The organism is Kolteria novifilia (genome assembly GCA_007748055.1).
GTDB lineage: Bacteria > Planctomycetota > Planctomycetia > Kolteriales > Kolteriaceae > Kolteria > Kolteria novifilia.
Genome location: CP036279.1, coordinates 494,699 through 510,504, shown reverse-complemented (window position 1 = coordinate 510,504; position 15,806 = coordinate 494,699). Strand labels below are relative to the sequence as shown.

Sequence of the window (15,806 nt, the reverse complement as noted above, 5' to 3'; positions counted from 1 at the left end):
GCCAGTGCCCCGGCCAATCCGGTCGGGGCCTTCCCCATAGCACCAATTCCCTTCAAGGAGAATCAGCTTGATCACTATCTCGCGATCGCTTGTTCGTCGTCTACGTATCGCTTTCGCTCGCGGCCTCGGAGCCAAGGTTCGGAAGCACGTTCCCTCAGTTCAGGTCCAAACAGGCGATCGGGGTATCTTTGTTCGGGCGAAGAACGACCGATGCGCCATCGCGTTTCACATGCCCGGGACTTTCGAGGCCCACCGGTTCGCCCTGCCGTTCGAGGCATTGAAACAGTGCGAGGGGCCAAAGAGCGAGGAAGTCACCCTGACGACAACCGATCGGGAAGTCGTCTTGCAGTGGATCGCGTCGAGAGTTCCCCAGTCGGTTCGATTCCCGTTGAAAGATGCTGAAGACTTTCCGCCGCTTCCGGATCAAATGGAGTCCAATTCGTCCCACCTGCTCGATGCGTTGCGGGAAGCAGTGGCCGTCGCCAGTGATGAGAACACGCGCTACGCACTCGATCATCTCCAGCTTCGCGGAGACCGTGGCCAGGTCGTCGCGACCGACGGGAGACAGTTGCTCGCCCAGGGCGGCTTTTCGTTCCCATGGGACGACGACCTTCTGATTCCTGCGAATCGTCTGTTCGCATCCTCCGACCTTGGTGGGCACGAGACCGTCCAGATCGGCACGAAAGAGGACTGGGTCGTGATCCGTTCGGGGCCTTGGACGCTCTGGGGCCACGTCGCCAAGACTGCTCGCTTCCCCAAACTAGGCGACCTGCTCACTCCCAATCGAACGAACGCTTCGGCACTCCTGCTCGCGGATGGCGACGCGGCGTTCCTGGCCGAAGCGGTCGAGCGACTTCCGGGTAACGATGCATCAAACTCCCCGGTGACCGTCGACCTGAACGGCTCCGTCGCGATCCGTTCCCAGGGAGCCGGAGACGCACAACCGACGGAGATCGTGCTGACCAATTCGCGCCGCGACGGGGACGCCATCAGTTGGTCAACGCATCGTGAACACCTTCGCCGGGCCGCACGGCTTGGCTTTCGGAGAATCGGCGTCGTGGACCAGGAAGCGCCCATCTGTTGCCAGGATGAGGATCGGATCTACGTCTGGGCCTCGCTCGGCACGTACGGGCTCGTGAGTTCCTCTACGGACGCGATTCGAATCGAGTCCCCGACGCGCGACACGAAGCGATCTACTCAAGCCAACCAACCCCAGTCAACGGAAAGAAACACTTCGATGATCAAGTCCAACAGCCAGTCGTCCGAGAAGCACGAAGAGACGGCCGATCAACAAAGCGTCAACGACATGCTCGAAGCGGCGGAGGCCCTCAAGGGTTCGCTACGGCAAGCCTTGGCCGACACCTACGTGTTGATCGCCGGGCTCAAGAAGCAACGAAAGCAATCGAAGATCCTACGCTCCGCCGTCATGTCCTTGCGGCAGTTGCGGGGCATTGACGCCTGACATCGCTGCCCCAGGCGTTTCGATTGTTTCGCATTCAAAGGGAACAACCATGTTGAAACTCAACATCGGCCTCAGCCGCAAAGTCGGCGAGGCCAACTACGGCAGCCGCGGCGCTTCCGTTCATCTCGAACTGGAGGTGGAGTCGGCTCTCATCGGCGACCATGAAGGATTGCGGCAACGCGTCCGGCAACTGTTTCAGATGGCGAGGGCCTCCGTCGACGAGGAACTCAACGGCCACGGTGGCCCAAACGGCGACCGTTCCAACGGGACGACCAGGTCGACCAACGGCCATAGCAACGGACGACAGGCGACTCTGAGTCAACTCCGGGCAATCCATGCCATTGCCGACCGGCAGGGGATTGACCTCAAGGGGGAACTCCGCGATCGCTTCGGCGTCGAACGAGCGGACATGCTTGGCATCGGGCAGGCGAGCGAGCTGATCGACGCCATCAAGAACGCGAGGGCCAACGGAGGGCGTCGATGATCACGGCCCTCATGGAATCACCACGACGCGTTGAAGGTCAGCGCGTCACCGGTCGCGACTACGTCTCTTGGAGTGCGATCAACACCTACCGGCAGTGCTCTCTTCGCTACTACTTCAAGTACATCGAGGGGCTGCCGGAAGAGACTGTCTCGTCGAGCCTGGTCTTCGGGGCAGCGATCCATGCTTGCTTCGAGCACCACTTCAACGAGCTGATGGCCGGGAGTTCGAGCCCCGGACTCGACGACTTGCTGGAAGCGTTCTGGGGCGCCTGGCGGGACCGCAACGAGGAAGCCGAGATCGTCTTCGCGAAGAACGAGGATCTGGAAGCCGTCCGAAAGCTTGCTCTACGGGTCCTGTCGGCGTTCAAGCAGAGTGACCTCGCCAACCCGCTGGGGACGATCATCGGCATTGAGGAGGAACTTCGCGGTGCGTTGCTCCCCGGTGTTCCCGATCTCCTGGCACGCGTCGACCTCTTGACCGAAACCAGCGACTCGCTGATCGTGACCGACTTCAAGACGGCGAAGAGTCGCTGGTCCACCCATCAAGCCGAGGACGCCGGCGAACAACTTCTGCTCTACTCCGAGCTTGCCAAGGAGCTTGCGCCAGGCAAGAGACTTCGGCTTGCATTTGCTGTGATCACCAAGACCACCAAGCCGGTTGCGGAGCGTTGCCCCGTGAGCATCGACGCCGACCGCCTTACTCGCACGCGTCGGATCGTCGAGCGCGTTTGGAAGGCCATCGAGGCCGGGCACTTCTTTCCGTCTCCTTCGCCGATCGCTTGTGGCTCCTGTCCGTACCGGGCACCGTGTCGCCGATGGTCCGCGATCGAACCGATGAACCGATGAACCGATGAACCGATGAACCGAAACCTCGCGATGGAGTCCCCATGACGAATGCAAGAAACAAACTCAACGCGGCGACCATTCAGGGCATCGTGCTCATCGCCGGCGTCTTCGCTCTCTTGACGAGAAGTTGGATCGTCTTCCTGCTGCTGGCCATCGTCCTTGCCGGCACGTCGTTCCTGTCCGGAGATATCAGAATCCGATCGCGTCGACGTTAGGGAGGCTGTTGCCCTCACAAGTTCTTCGCTGTGTGACACCAGATCCGTGCCCGATGGCGGCCTCCTCCGTGGAGACCGCCGTCGGGTGCCCAGCCTGGTCACTTTTCTCACCAGTTCTTTGGACCTTTTTTTACCTATCAGGCGGGGAGTAGGAACTGGCTACAAGACGGAGGAAGCTCGATATTTATCCGCCGCTCCAACCACGGAACAAGATTGTTTCGCAAGCCCAATCCCCAAAGCTGCTGGACCGTTGATGTGGAAGTGAAGACCTTCAATGGACGAGTTCACTCTCGGGTGGCAGCTTCGACGTTTGATGGTTCGGTATTGGCATAGATGATTGCCACCGCAATCAGTATTGTTCCGCCCCCAACCACCCACATGAAGTCACTTTCATGCAAACAACAGGTGTTGTAGAGAGCATGGAGAAGGAGCGATGGTAAGCATGCAAGCAAGATCATGAACGCCCATCCACTAACCTTCTCAGCTCCAGTTGGCCCACTAGCTTCGTTGACTTTAATTGATCCTGGTTTGCAGTGGCCGCAATGCTGGCCATCCCAGGCATAGGACCAGCCGCATCGTGGACATGTTGAGGAAACCTCGCCGTCCCGTTTGTCGACTTCTTCGTCCTCCTGTTTGCCGACCTCGTTCGCCGTTTGAGGTGCGGAATTGGCAAAGACCTCCTCCACTTCTGCACAGTTTTTGGGAAGATCTGGGTAGAACATGAGAAGGAGTTGTCCGACGATGAGCGTCCACGCGCCATGAAGGGTCACGCACCAGATAGCCCGAAGAGCGTACATGTCAATTCCGCATCCCCATTGCGAATAGATTTCGAAGTAGTGCAGCGCCTCTCCGAAACCAAAGCCGAGACCAGCAATACCAAACGATCCCAGAACCCTCCACTCGAACTCCTTCTGAGTGAGGTTGGAGCCCTTAGGAACGATCAAGTAAAGTATGGCTAGTCCTGCTATCGCCTTGGAGAACTCCTCAACCAGACCCACGCCTGCGGAGAACGCGGCAAAGTGCCCCAGAAAGGACATGTCCAAGGCGGTGAACGCGTATCCAGCTCCCACGACGAGCAACAATACAAAGACAGTTGAGATGATCATCAGAACAACAGCAAGACCTCTGCTGCGTTGAGCGGCCGTTGCGACGTTCTTCGCCACAGTAGGGCCCGCGCTCCTGACAATTGTCTGAAATCCACTCATCTTTGCGACTTGGCTGGTGTCCGCGCTTGCCACATGAGCCGTCGTGCTCAAGAGCAAGAGAGAGAGGGTTTGCAGCACTAGCGTAAGGCCAATGCTAATGGAAGCTGCCAGTCCTATTCCTTTGAGGTAGCCGAAAGCGCCGAGGCCCGGAACCAGTTTGTCGACGTAGCGTGATCGGAGTGTCATGAGCGTCCACATCGCAAGCCCTATACCGACGATCCCGAATCCAGACAGGAAACCAAGTACAGATCCGGGCTTGCTGAGAAACTGACCTGCTTCAATCATTCTTACCTCCTTTGAGTTTGTGCGACGGTACAGAGGAATGGCCCAACACGAGACCGTTGGTGACCCGAGAGATGAAACGCTGGCCGATTCCGAACAATCGCCCGTAGTCGCTGGCGAGAGACTCGATTGACAGTGACAAGGGACGAGAGCTCTTGCGACTAGCGGCAGCTCCAATTCGAACCTCTCGACCAGCGATGACAAGAAGCGGATTGCGACGACTGGATCCCGCTGCCTCGATCGAGGGTCTCGAACCACTAGAGTTGTGTCTCACTGCTGATCGGACTATCCGACGTGTTTTGAGACTGGCACGGCACACCACAGAAACGATGGCGCACGACCAGACAAGCGGCTCGATGCGGATGGGGATAAGTGGGAAATTCACGTGCAGACCCTCTTGAGCAGGCGGCGACGGTCAAGAGGTTCTGGTCTAGCGCAAAAAAGAGGACGCTGGACCAAGCCCGCTCATCCCACCCCCGCCAAGGGGCGCACAGAACAGTACCCGGCCAGCGCCCCCAGACGGGGGCGCGGCTCAAGCACTGCCTCTGTACTTTCAAGAGCCCAAGGGCTCAGGTTGGCGGTTTTGGGATGAAGCAGTCTCTTGACGCTCGCGCGTCGTTCAAATTGTCATTGCCGGGTGTCATCCCCGGCACACATTTGCTCTCATTCTCCTTTGGACCAGTCCTTCAAGAAGAAACCCTGGAGCGGACTGGAGCCCCAGGGACAACTGCATCTTACGCCCTAGAGGTCTTTCTTGCCACCGGCAAGACGACTGTCGGCCGAGAAAGGGTAGGATGTCGGGACGAGTGTCCCGACGCTCGCGATAGGGCGACGTTGCGCGTTTCGGCTCCCAGGGTCGTTTACTGCGACGAGTCGGGCTCCGATGCATTCTCGTTCCAAGCGTGGATCTTGGATGGCGTCACGCCGTCTTTCGTTCGCCAGTGAAGATCCGAAGATCGGGGCTCGCCGACGGGTTCGGCAGGAGCTTGCGAATCTGTGTCAACTCCTTCAGGGCAGTGAAGTGCCGCCGCTGTGCGGACTCGATCCACTTCAGCATCTGATTCCCTTGGGTGACACTTCTTTTCGGATTGGACGTGTTCACGATCCGTAAGTAGTGCAACTCAAGCCAGGTGGCGACGACCGTGTCCACGAGCATTCTCTCGACGACCGACGTACAGCCCCCAAGGAGGTCCGTCTTCAGTTCGTCGACCTGCCGTTTCACGACCTCCGCGGAAAGCGCGTCATTTCTCGCGACGAGTCTGATCAAGCTACTCTCGGCCATCTGAGCCACGTTCTCGGCCTGCTGCCAGATCGACGGGTTCTCATCCAGAAATTGCCGCAGCTCCTCCAATGCTTCCCGGTCGCCAGCGTTGGCGGCTTTGGCGGCGTCACCGACCGTTTTGAACCCTTTGTCGCTCGGGCGCTTGCCTTTTCTAGTCTTTGACATGATCTCACCTCCTTCGTCGCCACTCATGACCACGATGCAAATAGAATCCGTTCACGATGAGGACGGCCCGCATCAGCAGCGTGTTGATCGCGACGAGTTCCTTGACGGGCCTGTTGACGTCATCCAACTCATCGAAGATCGTTTGCCACTGCTGTTTAACCTGAAGCCTCTGAAGCCGAGCCTCTTGGTCCTCCCGTTCGGCTTGAACCGCTCGCCGACCTTGCCCGACATACTCCTTCACCGCACGACCGTTCTCGTCACGCCGATTGCGGTAGTAGTACTTGCGTCCGTTCTCCTTCCTGTCCCAACTCATGAGCGAATCACTTCCTTTAGCTTGCTCGACAGATTTCTCGATTCCCCAGCCGCGTCGGGACAGACTGGGTACGATGAAGAGATCACGTCATTCTTCCCTGAGAATGTCGGGCCCATTGTTCAGAGGGGCGACGATCGGGACGTCGCATCAATGGAATGCCCGTCATCGCTCAACGGTCCTCGTGAACTCCACGCGATCACCGATTCGCTCCAGTGAATCCGCTGGAACATGTCGCACGGCCAACGGGCTTCATTGTCACTTCGGAGTGCCGTCCTCGCACAAGGCACAACGGCCGATACATTCAAAAACCACTTTTTGAATTAAAGGCTCACGGTGCCATGTGTAGCCTACCGGAATTGATCCCAGACAGGAAGGCCAGCGAGGGTGCTGGACGACGGCTCGTCACGCGTTTTGGGGTACACGCGGCAATCACCCATCGGCCAACAGACGGTCTGGAGACCAATCCTTCCATTGCCCGGGGACGCTTGAAACTCCGTTGCGGCGAAAAGAGGGCGCGTCGACGACCACCGCTTTCGACTGATCCGTGACTCGTTGAAAGGGCTGAACAGCGAGAGCAGCGAGATCGACGAGGCTCTCATCCGCGCCGTCGCGTCCTCCGCGATGACCATGGGTCACATGCAAGAACTGTTTTTTACGTTTGCTCACCCGGTTTGGATACGAAATACTCCGGAACTCCACGGGATGCGGACCAGAGTCCGATGGCCAAGCGATGATTGGAGCAACCATGCCGAAGGGGAATACCCGACCGCCTGATTCGACGAGGAAGCGACGCGACGATAGTCCCGAGGATGTCAAGAAGGGCAACAAGAGGATGTGGGATGCCTGGAAACAGGGTCGAGAGCTGATCGGCGAAGTCGGCATGTTCGCCGGGTACGGAGCGATGAAAGAGGTGGCCGACGGGAACGCGTCGATTGCCGAACGCCTGAGGAAGTACCGCGCGATGGCCAACAGAATCTCCGAAAAGGAACTCGGGACGATTTGCGAACGGTGTAGAGCGTCGAGTAGGGCCTGGGGACCGACGTTCCTTGTCGAGTTGAGCCGACTTCCCGGCAGACGAGAACGCAACGACGTCGCAAAGTCCGCCATCCGCGACCGGTGGGGAGTTGCCGAGTTGAAACGTCGTGTCCGTCTCATGCTCGACCCTCGCAAGGTCTCGACCCGTGTCGGAAGGAATCGCCGCTTGGACTGGACGAGCGAGGCGGAGATCCTCCACGAGATCAAGCGGCTCTGCGTGACGTGGATTCGCTTCAAGTCTGAGCTGGAGCAAACCGACTCGAAGCAGATGCCCATAGCCGGTTCCAGACGGCTCACGAAGCCGGTCCGTGAAGAGTTTCTCACGATTTCCGATCACCTCGACCGTCTGAGGAGCCAGATCGGTACGCGACTCGAAAGGCTACGAGATCGCGACGGATGAGTGTGGGAATCTTCTGCGGAACACCTGTGGCACGCGAGAGTATGACGAGTTCGATTGGCCCAATCTGTTCGGGGGCGTTCGCGCTACTTTGGGCAGTGACCCGTCGATCAGTTGCCGCTTTCCCATACGACTTCGTAGCTACTTTCTCGCTTAGGGTTGTCCAGGTCACCACAAGGCCTCGGGTGAGAAGCAAGATCGGGTCTCAAATGGCAAGGATGCGACACATCGCCGGTGCCCCCAATCTCATTCGTACTCTCTCCTTCAGCCTCCATGCAACTTTCGGGTATACCTCCAAGCAGGCGCCATCCTTTTCGACCGCAGTCAACACTTCTGGGCTCCGATTTGTCCCCCCCTCCTCCTGGTTTGTTCTTTACCAGGCGAAGGGGGCAAGCGTAGCTGTCACCTGAGCCTATTACTACACCATGTGGGTCTCTGTAGTGCGTCGTAGGACGCTACAATTCACCTTGAAATGGTGAACATAGATTGTTGAGAATGTGACTAATGGGGTCCTCTAAGGTGATTTGATATGACTAAATCAGTCTCTTTGTCATTCGATAGTGACTGATTAGGTCTCATTCAGTTCACTCATTATGACCGAAACATCGTCGTAGAAACCAGTCGTCGTTCGTTCGCCGGACAGGTGGCGAACGACGCGCTTGAGAGAGCAACCAATTGCATCCGCTAGATCCTTTTGAGTCCAACCAATTTCTCGAAGCCACTGCTTGACATCGGCGGCGCCGATGTCCGCCGTTGTCTCCTGTTCAGCCTTCATGAATGGGCCCTTGTCGCTGGCTGACTCCGGTATCCAACGAAACCCCAAACGCTTCGAGAAAAAATACCTCCAGCGGAGCCGCCAGTCCTCAGGCGCGTAGATCCTTATCACGCATTCGTCCAGCCAATCTCTCCCGAAGCCACGTCGCAAGCATGATCTCAGCTCGGGCAAGTCCTTCCACTCGTTCCTTGTCGAGTGATAGCCGACAACCGTGAGATCCAGGTCAGTGGAAAGGACATCAAGGTCATCGAGGAAATTCTTGATGGCGTCGAAGCGAGTCGGCGATCCCTTTGGGATGGAGTGCCGCACACCTGCTCGATGTAGCCAACCCTTAGAGGTTCGGCCAACGATCTGATAACCTCGCCCTGGTCGCGATCCGTTTCCGCCAAATACGACGTACCTCTGTTGTCGATCCAGTAGTGGACAGCGAACGAGGTCATCGCGGGCCCCGGCTTCGTTGACCAGAGCATCGGTGATCACATGCTCGCGTGACTCCCGACTTGAAGGCCTGGTCAACTCGTAGACGATCCCCTGTAGGAGCCGTTGCTGTGCTTCGCTCCAGGCGATATGCTTCGACCCGCCAAACAGCAATGCTGGGCAGTAGGCTACCACGATAAGCTGGTCTTTTCTGGATTGCTGGTAAATCTCTGCGTTCTTCCTATCACGCCACAAGAATCGCCGGCTTGGCAGTTCGTCATCCATGTCGCACAGACCCTCTAGGTCTTCTTCATCGAAATCGTCGTCGCTCCCCAGCGTCAGAGATACCTCGTCCAGCGGAGCGCGGAAACCCTCAAGCACCCCCCATTTGTTGATACCTATATCATCGAAATGCTGGTGCAGAACACTTGTTCCTGACAGCGGACAGAGGTCGCGGCCCAATGTGCACCGCATTGGACGAGCAGTCGGTGGAGCCTTGCGAAACTGTCTATACAACCGCGCTCGCCAGTTCTTAGGCCAATTCCCTCCCCAAACGCATTGCCGGATCCATACGTCGGGTACGTGAGCGTCGCTTCGTTGAAGCCGCCAGACGAAGTAGTACTTCGCCCCCGCAAGTGCGTTGGTGAAGAAACTGGAGTTCACGTGTCCCAGAACGTCCAAGCCTCCTGCGTGAGCAAAGTCAGGGACGTACCCATGAAATTCGGCGCCGGCGAGCGGTTCCACGGTTGCCGCAAAATTTGAGACGTCGTCGTTCCCACGCCTTAGCCTCCCTCTTGGCGAGTCGAATTGGTCGGCTTCATTCAGCTTTCTCAGAAGCTCGCTGTCGCTCCAAGGTGGTTTGCATCTCCGGTTGTACTCCTGCATCACCGGAAGAGCTTCTTCTGGCGATAGGTCGAAGTCGATCACCAACGTGCAGGCCACGCGGAAGGTGGCGTTGTGGCCCTTTTGCCGGAGATTGCGGGGGGCATCTTGCGAACGTAGGCGAGAGCTTGTGACAGTACGCGACCAACTTGCTGGGCCTCAGGGTTATCGGGAATGGTCGGTGCGACCTCTTGGGCAGCGAGCCTTTCGAGCAGCTCCTTGGGCACAGGAGTCAGTGCACCGTCTGGGCATTTGAGCACGCGACAGATTCTGTGTGTGCGATCGTCAACTTCATCGCCTTTGCAGTTCTTCGTACCCGGGAGTCGAGCAAGTCTGGCTGAGTCGTGGACGGACGTGTCGACGAGTGCCTTGTCGGTGCTGAATCGATTGTCGAGTGACTTCAGGACACGCCGAACCAAATCCTCGTCGTCAGGGGGAAGATCGACCCCAAAGAAGATGCTGTAACCGTTGCCTGTGTCAACGGTCGCGTGACGTGGCCACCCCTCGCTCTTCAGGTGTTTAAGTATAGCGCGGGCAACCTCCACAGCCGCCTTCCGTTCCTCTTCGTTCGCTGAGATGCCGCTTGGCCGAATCGGATCGACATCAATCATCAGTAGTCGGCGACGAACAACGTCATCTCTCGATGCAGCTTGGACACTGCGTGATGGTTGGACCCGGTTCTTCGATCGCGCCAAGAGTGCAGGGAGGACCGGGTTCATTCGGAAGTAAACGCCGGCACAGTTTCCGGACCAGGAGACGGCTTCGTTCACCAGCTCGCTAAGGTGGTCAGAGTCGTAGAAGCCGCTGAAGTTTGGTCGGATGTCCAGGCCCTCACGGATTCCGTCCTTGACGAAGAGTTCGGTTACTTCTCCAGGCTTGACGATCATTTCCAGCCATCGCGTAAGTTCTTCGCGTGGCGTCTTTTTAGGCTTCTTTGCCGAAGCACGATTACGTTGCCGACCTTGGCCATTGGTTTTGTTCACAGGAGACCCTCCTCGGTTGAGCATAGTTGCCCATTTTGCCACAGTTGCCGCGATAGGTGTACAGCGATCACTGTCTGGCGCAGTTGGCGACGGCAGGGCGATTTCGCCGAAGGGGTATGGAATGTGCCTGAGTCAATCGTCGTGTTTTAGATGAGTGATCGCCGTCTCGGTGAAGGGCAACAGGCGCGAGTCTGATGTGTTGTCAATCGTTCGACTCGATGATCGCGTCGTTTTCACGATCGTCGGGTCGAAGAAGGTTTCCGAAGCGGAATTGGGAGCGATTTGGCCGGTCGCGATGTTCCGGGAGCAACTGGGGGATCGCGTGTTTGTCCCTGTCGTGAGCGTGGGAGGCGTTGACGTTTCGTAGGGTCATCGGACCATGTTGGAGGTGCCCCACTTCCCGCAATCGGCAAGGAGGCTTCCGTCGAGAGTGCGGCAGCGTCGCGGCCATTCATCATCTCCAATCGCGATCGAGCGGTCGAATGCGTGCGGTTTGTGCAGGTTCGTGCTCTGGGTAGGAACGATGGTTGATCTCGCGCGTGGAGGGGTTTGGGCGGTGAGCGACGTCGCCAATGTGGCCGCTCGAAAGCGTCGACGGTGACATGAAGGGTAATCGGGTTTCCGAAGCGAGATGAGAATTTGGGGCACCCTGGCCCGAAGAGGCGGGAAAAATGAACTCAGGGGCCAGAAACGATCGAGAAGGGGGCCAGAATGCTCCGTGTCGATCGCAGAGCGTTCGGGGGCACCGTCGGTTTGCCCCGGAGAGGAGGTGTTGCCAGAGAGCCTAGTGCATCATCCATTCTTAATTTTTGGGTAGAGTCGGGCCAGTTTGGTGCGTGCTTCGTCGATTTGTAGTTGCCAGTCGACGCCGCGCTGCTTCTGGTTGGTCTGATCGGACCAAGCCCCGATTTCGTCTCGTAATTCGTCGAGTTCGCCGACGCGTCGACCGGTCAGACACTGTCGTGTCATCGCGCTCAGTTCGCATTCGGCGACGTTTAGCCAGCTCCCATGCTTCGGAGTGTAGACGAACGTGATTCGCTTGACATAGGCACGTGCCACGGCAGGCTCAAACAACTCGTAGAACGCTCCCTTGGTGTGGGTGTTTAGGTTGTCGAGAACCAGCGTCACTTGCTGGCAATCGGCGTAGCGAGTGTCGAGCAGTTGCGCGACCTCTTGCGCCCAATCAACCTTGGTGCGTTGCGACCTGGCCGTCGCTTGGCGAAAACCTGAAAGCGGCTCGCTGAACATGAAGATGCTCGCCGTTCCGTTTCGTTCATACTCGTAATCGACTCGCTTGGGATGGTCCTTGGCAGCTTCAATCGGCTGCCTTGTTTCTTTGATCAGCTGGACCGGTTGCTCGTCCATGCAAATGACCGGATGGTCTGCATCGTAGGGTCTTTCATAGGTTTCGAGGACTTCCTCCATGCAAGCGACGAACTCAGCGTCGTTCTCGGGGGGGATCACCCAATAGTCGATCATACGCTTGGTCATGCGATTTTTTTTAGCGTCTTGCGAACGGTCTCGGGACAAATGGATTCCACTACCTCTAGTTTAACCAATTGATCGGCAAGCAGTTGCAGCGTCCACTTGCCGTATCCCTTGGGCGGCTCTCCCAGACGCATGGCGATTAGTCTTGCTTCGGCCTGCCCGTCGAGCTTCGGCGGAGTCGGTGGCTTCTCGCGTCTCATTCCATCCAATGCCAACGCAAAACTCTCGGTGACTAGGCGTTTGCGTAGATTCTCAACGGTCTGGACACGACAACCAAAAGCCTCGGCAATTCTCTCATCCGTCCACGCCGGACCGTTGGCGTCTGTCTTCAAGAGCATTTGTGCCCGTCGAACCTTCTGGGAGGAGCCTTTGAGCTTCTTGATGACCGCGTGACAAGTTGCGCGTTCCTCTTCCGTGAGGCGAACGATGTACTTCTTGTTCATTGGGAAACCTCCGTGCTTTCCAGGAAGCAGCAAGTTTCCTCGAACAGAAGCAATCAACCAACCCGAAATCCTAGGATAGATGAACCACTAGAGGAGGCTCTCCGTGTCACGTTTCGTGACAAAATAACGGACCACGAAGACAGACCGATTAACGGACCAATATGGCGGGCGGTAACGTGTTGCGTTGAAAGGGTTTAGGAATGGGCGATACTGGACTTGAACCAGTGACCTCTACGATGTCAACGTAGCGCTCTAGCCGACTGAGCTAATCGCCCTTGCAGCTAATCAACCTAGGTCTGGGGGCTGGTCGCGTCAAGTTCCTTTCCGAGTTCGCCCGATCGTACGGGTTGGTGGGGGAGAGGTTGGTGCCAGTTGTCCCGGATTTTTGCTGACCGGGACTTGGCGCGCGCTTATGCTAAAGAAAATCGGTGGCCTGCCGATTCCTGCCCATTGCGGCCAACACTCGGCCGTGCGATTATCGTTCATCTTGACCCAGGCGCCCGAGCCTTTCTCGGTCCCATAACCGCCCAGGAGGGAAAATTTTCCGACCCCATGAACGGATTGACCAAATTTTTACTCGTCCTTTTGCGTATCGCTATCGGGTGGCATTTGCTTTACGAAGGCGTCTGGAAGCTCGACGAGACGTACTACCATGCCAAACCCTTTTCCGCCGAGATGTATCTGCGGAACTCGACCGGCCCGATGCGGGACTATTTTCGAGGTTTGGTCGATGATTTTCATGGTCATGGCTGGCTCGATGGCCAAGTCGTGACGGATCGCTGGAAGGCCGAGGCGCAGACGTTCGAGGACTTTTACGCCTTCGACCAATCCCAAGTGACCGCCGTCGACAAGGACATCGCCGAGCTGAGTCAGAAGGTGAATGACTACCTGGCCAAGGAAGAGACCGCCAAAGAGATCGCGAGCTACAAGGAAGCCGTGGCCAAGTGGGAAGAGGAGGACGCGACACCGAGTCCTTCCTTCGAGCGCGATCGGCTCAAGAAGTCGCAGGGCAAGCTCTTCGCCGAGCAGCGGGAGCTCGTTGGTCCCGTGAAGGAATGGGACGAGGAATTCCATCGAAAGCTCATCGGTACACGTACTGACGAGCAGCAAAAGAAGGGATTACCGCCGGTCAAGTGGCAGGAACGCTCCAAGCTCGATCAGATCAATCTCACGACGATGTGGGGGCTGGCGATTCTTGGCGGCTGCTTGGTCCTCGGTCTCTTCAGTCGGCTCTCGGCGCTGGGAGCGGTGGGATTGCTCGCGATGTTCTATCTCTCGATGCCCCCGTGGCCCGGATTGCCGCTCACTCCCAAGGCCGAAGGACACTACTTGATCGTCAACAAGAATCTGATCGAGATGTTCGCCCTGCTCGTCCTGGCCACGGTGCCAACGGGCGTTTGGGGTGGTCTCGATGCCTTGATTCGGGCGTTCATCACGCGGCCGCTGTTCGGGATCGGCAAGGAGCCGGCCCCCGCGGAGGCGTCCGCCCCGTCGGAAGAGGCGTCGAAGTAAACAGCGCTGAGGAGGGAGGGCCGACCGAGAGCCCTCCACGGTTTGAACGGTTGATGGGATCACTCCCCGATTCAATCAAGCAGAACGATCACCAAAACGAAGCGGAGACGTGAAGCGATGGAGCTGTCGAAAGACCAGGGAACCAAAGGAAGCGGGGGCAAGTCGTTGTCCGTGACGAGGCGTGATTTCGTCAAGGCTGCCGCTGTCGTTCCCGCCGCGGGGGCGTTCTACTTCGGTTACCACGCCCTCCAAGGGAGCCCAGTCAAGGCCGGCATCGTCGGAACCGGCAACGAGGGCTGCGAGGCGATGATCAAGCAGAGCCCGCCCGAGTTCCTCGAGTATGTCGCGTTCCACGACATTCGCCCGACCCAGATCGCCCGGGCCCGTCGCAAATTCAACGAACTCTACGGCCCGCAACAGGGAGAAGCGGTCACGTTCCACGAATCGTGGGAGTCGATGCTCGCCGACCCGAACATCGAGGCGATCGTCATCGCGACGCCTCTTTGGACGCACGCCCAGTTCGCCATCGAGGCGATGAAGGCCGGCAAGCACGTCATGTGCGAGAAGCTCATGGCGCACAACATCACCGACGCCAAGGCGATGGTGCGAGCCTCCGAGAAATACAACAAGATCCTCTCGGTCGGGCACCAGCGTCACTACAGCACGCTCTACGACGACGCGATGGAAACCATTCGTTCCGGAAAGCTCGGCGACATTCGCCACATCCGGGCCTTCTGGCATCGCAACAACGCCCAGATCAATCCCGATGGAACGATCCGCGATAGCTGGCGGCCGGAGATTCCCGAAGCCGATCAGAGCGTCGACGCGTCCAAGTACGGCTACAAGGACATCAGCGAGCTCGTTCGCTGGCGTCTCTACGACCGGACCGGTGGCGGCTTGATGGCCGAACTCGGCAGTCACCAAGTCGACGCTTGCAGCCTCTTCCTCGCCGCGCTGGCTGGCGCCGATGGTCATCATGAGCACGTTCGCCCGCTCGCCGTCAACGGCATGGGGGGCAAGTGGTTCTACGAGGACGATCGCGACTGCGACGACCACATCCACTGTCTCTTCGAGTTCCCCAACGGCCAAACCGTCGCCTTCACCTCCATCAACACTAACGCGATGGCGGGCTACGGCGAGGAGGTCCTCGGAACTCGCGGCAGCATGACGGTCATGCAAGAGCGGGAGCTGGCCGTCTTCGACGAGAACGATCCGCTCAAGAAGAAGCGCGAAGCGAAGAAGACGGAGATGACCGTCGACGCCGCCAAGCCTGGCGAAGCGACGATGTACTCCGCCGCAAGCCTCGGGTTGCCGGTCGAGGCGGCTCAGAAGTCGACCGCGAAGGTTAGCCGCGGCTACAAGGAGGAGCTCGAGCACTTCGCCTTTTGCATCCGTCATCCCGATCCGGCCAATCAGGTCCGTTGCGACGGCCTGGTCGCGCTACACGACGCGGTCATCGCGTTGTCCGCCAATCAAGCGATCCGGTCGGGCAAACGTCTCGAGTTCCAGGATGCCTGGTTCGATCCTTCCTCCCCGGAGACCCCCGATCCCAAGCCCAACGACATGAGCTTGGCGAGCGGCGTCTAGGACGAGTCAACGACCCGCGTCATCGCGCTCCGAC

The 15,806-nt window shown here is 58.1% G+C and carries 14 protein-coding genes and 1 tRNA gene; 7 read left to right on the top strand and 8 right to left on the bottom strand.

Translation table 11 applies throughout. The annotated features are described in order from the left end of the window. Nucleotides 1-67 precede the first annotated feature (67 nt). The 4 genes from Pan216_RS01940 to Pan216_RS27970 are packed head-to-tail and all read left to right on the top strand — an operon-like array spanning nt 68 to nt 3,006. The gene (locus Pan216_RS01940) at nt 68-1,462 is read left to right on the top strand and encodes a beta clamp domain-containing protein (RefSeq protein ID WP_145254055.1); all 1,395 of its coding nucleotides are present in this window, start codon (nt 68-70) and stop codon (nt 1,460-1,462) included. A 49-nt stretch (nt 1,463-1,511) separates the two neighbouring features. Then, nucleotides 1,512-1,946, top strand: coding sequence for a hypothetical protein (locus Pan216_RS01935; protein WP_145254052.1), 435 nt, complete (start codon nt 1,512-1,514; stop codon nt 1,944-1,946). After that, a complete protein-coding gene (locus Pan216_RS01930) occupies nt 1,943-2,791 on the top strand; it encodes a RecB family exonuclease (RefSeq protein WP_145254049.1) in 849 nt (282 codons plus the stop codon). The genes Pan216_RS01935 and Pan216_RS01930 overlap by 4 nt, the downstream gene beginning before the upstream one ends. Before the next feature lie 41 nt (nt 2,792-2,832). Then, nucleotides 2,833-3,006, top strand: a complete 174-nt coding sequence (locus tag Pan216_RS27970; protein WP_419193160.1) for a hypothetical protein — start codon at nt 2,833-2,835, stop codon at nt 3,004-3,006. Nucleotides 3,007-3,290: 284 nt separating this feature from the next. Here the strand turns inward: Pan216_RS27970 and Pan216_RS01925 are convergent, their stop codons facing one another. The 3 genes from Pan216_RS01925 to Pan216_RS01915 all read right to left on the bottom strand — a co-directional run bounded on the left by Pan216_RS01925 (nt 3,291) and on the right by Pan216_RS01915 (nt 6,253). Then, nucleotides 3,291-4,496 carry a PrsW family glutamic-type intramembrane protease gene (locus tag Pan216_RS01925; protein ID WP_145254046.1) on the bottom strand — a complete coding sequence of 402 codons (1,206 nt, stop codon included), beginning with the start codon at nt 4,494-4,496 and terminating at the stop codon, nt 3,291-3,293. Nucleotides 4,497-5,412: 916 nt separating this feature from the next. Then, nucleotides 5,413-5,940: a hypothetical protein gene (locus Pan216_RS01920; protein WP_145254043.1), complete on the bottom strand. Its 528-nt coding sequence runs from the start codon at nt 5,938-5,940 to the stop codon at nt 5,413-5,415. A gap of 4 nt (nt 5,941-5,944) precedes the next feature. Continuing rightward, nucleotides 5,945-6,253, bottom strand: a complete 309-nt coding sequence (locus Pan216_RS01915; RefSeq protein WP_145254040.1) for a hypothetical protein — start codon at nt 6,251-6,253, stop codon at nt 5,945-5,947. A gap of 745 nt (nt 6,254-6,998) precedes the next feature. Here Pan216_RS01915 and Pan216_RS01910 point away from each other — a divergent pair. Beyond that, nucleotides 6,999-7,688 (top strand): hypothetical protein, encoded by a 690-nt coding sequence (locus tag Pan216_RS01910; protein ID WP_145254037.1) that lies wholly within the window; start codon nt 6,999-7,001, stop codon nt 7,686-7,688. A 565-nt stretch (nt 7,689-8,253) separates the two neighbouring features. Here Pan216_RS01910 and Pan216_RS01905 read toward each other — a convergent pair. The 5 genes from Pan216_RS01905 to Pan216_RS01885 all read right to left on the bottom strand — a co-directional run bounded on the left by Pan216_RS01905 (nt 8,254) and on the right by Pan216_RS01885 (nt 12,948). Continuing rightward, entirely contained in the window at nt 8,254-9,765 is a 1,512-nt protein-coding gene (locus Pan216_RS01905) for a helix-turn-helix domain-containing protein (RefSeq protein ID WP_145254034.1), read from the bottom strand. A 35-nt stretch (nt 9,766-9,800) separates the two neighbouring features. Next, nucleotides 9,801-10,742 (bottom strand): hypothetical protein, encoded by a 942-nt coding sequence (locus tag Pan216_RS01900; protein WP_145254031.1) that lies wholly within the window; start codon nt 10,740-10,742, stop codon nt 9,801-9,803. A gap of 792 nt (nt 10,743-11,534) precedes the next feature. Further along, on the bottom strand, nt 11,535-12,233 hold the full coding sequence (locus Pan216_RS01895) for an IS630 family transposase (protein ID WP_145254028.1): 699 nt from the start codon (nt 12,231-12,233) through the stop codon (nt 11,535-11,537). Continuing rightward, nucleotides 12,230-12,673, bottom strand: a complete 444-nt coding sequence (locus Pan216_RS01890) for a helix-turn-helix domain-containing protein (RefSeq protein ID WP_145254025.1) — start codon at nt 12,671-12,673, stop codon at nt 12,230-12,232. The genes Pan216_RS01895 and Pan216_RS01890 overlap by 4 nt, the downstream gene beginning before the upstream one ends. A 201-nt stretch (nt 12,674-12,874) precedes the next feature. Next, a tRNA-Val gene (locus Pan216_RS01885) sits at nt 12,875-12,948 on the bottom strand. A gap of 277 nt (nt 12,949-13,225) precedes the next feature. Between Pan216_RS01885 and Pan216_RS01880 the strand changes: the two genes are divergently transcribed. Both Pan216_RS01880 and Pan216_RS01875 read left to right on the top strand, forming a co-directional pair. After that, nucleotides 13,226-14,185 (top strand): DoxX family protein, encoded by a 960-nt coding sequence (locus Pan216_RS01880; protein ID WP_145254020.1) that lies wholly within the window; start codon nt 13,226-13,228, stop codon nt 14,183-14,185. A gap of 117 nt (nt 14,186-14,302) precedes the next feature. Next, nucleotides 14,303-15,772 (top strand): Gfo/Idh/MocA family protein, encoded by a 1,470-nt coding sequence (locus Pan216_RS01875; protein WP_145254017.1) that lies wholly within the window; start codon nt 14,303-14,305, stop codon nt 15,770-15,772. The last annotated feature ends 34 nt before the right edge of the window (nt 15,773-15,806 follow it).

Excerpts from the sequence above, each read along its gene's own strand:
- Pan216_RS01935 (WP_145254052.1), top strand. The coding sequence starts at position 1,512 with ATGTTGAAACTCAACATCGGCCTCAGCCGCAAAGTCGGCGAGGCCAAC.
- Pan216_RS01930 (WP_145254049.1), top strand. The coding sequence starts at position 1,943 with ATGATCACGGCCCTCATGGAATCACCACGACGCGTTGAAGGTCAGCGC.
- Pan216_RS27970 (WP_419193160.1), top strand. The coding sequence starts at position 2,833 with ATGACGAATGCAAGAAACAAACTCAACGCGGCGACCATTCAGGGCATC.
- Pan216_RS01925 (WP_145254046.1), bottom strand. The coding sequence starts at position 4,496 with ATGATTGAAGCAGGTCAGTTTCTCAGCAAGCCCGGATCTGTACTTGGT.
- Pan216_RS01920 (WP_145254043.1), bottom strand. The coding sequence starts at position 5,940 with ATGTCAAAGACTAGAAAAGGCAAGCGCCCGAGCGACAAAGGGTTCAAA.
- Pan216_RS01915 (WP_145254040.1), bottom strand. The coding sequence starts at position 6,253 with ATGAGTTGGGACAGGAAGGAGAACGGACGCAAGTACTACTACCGCAAT.
- Pan216_RS01910 (WP_145254037.1), top strand. The coding sequence starts at position 6,999 with ATGCCGAAGGGGAATACCCGACCGCCTGATTCGACGAGGAAGCGACGC.
- Pan216_RS01895 (WP_145254028.1), bottom strand. The coding sequence starts at position 12,233 with ATGACCAAGCGTATGATCGACTATTGGGTGATCCCCCCCGAGAACGAC.
- Pan216_RS01890 (WP_145254025.1), bottom strand. The coding sequence starts at position 12,673 with ATGAACAAGAAGTACATCGTTCGCCTCACGGAAGAGGAACGCGCAACT.
- Pan216_RS01880 (WP_145254020.1), top strand. The coding sequence starts at position 13,226 with ATGAACGGATTGACCAAATTTTTACTCGTCCTTTTGCGTATCGCTATC.
- Pan216_RS01875 (WP_145254017.1), top strand. The coding sequence starts at position 14,303 with ATGGAGCTGTCGAAAGACCAGGGAACCAAAGGAAGCGGGGGCAAGTCG.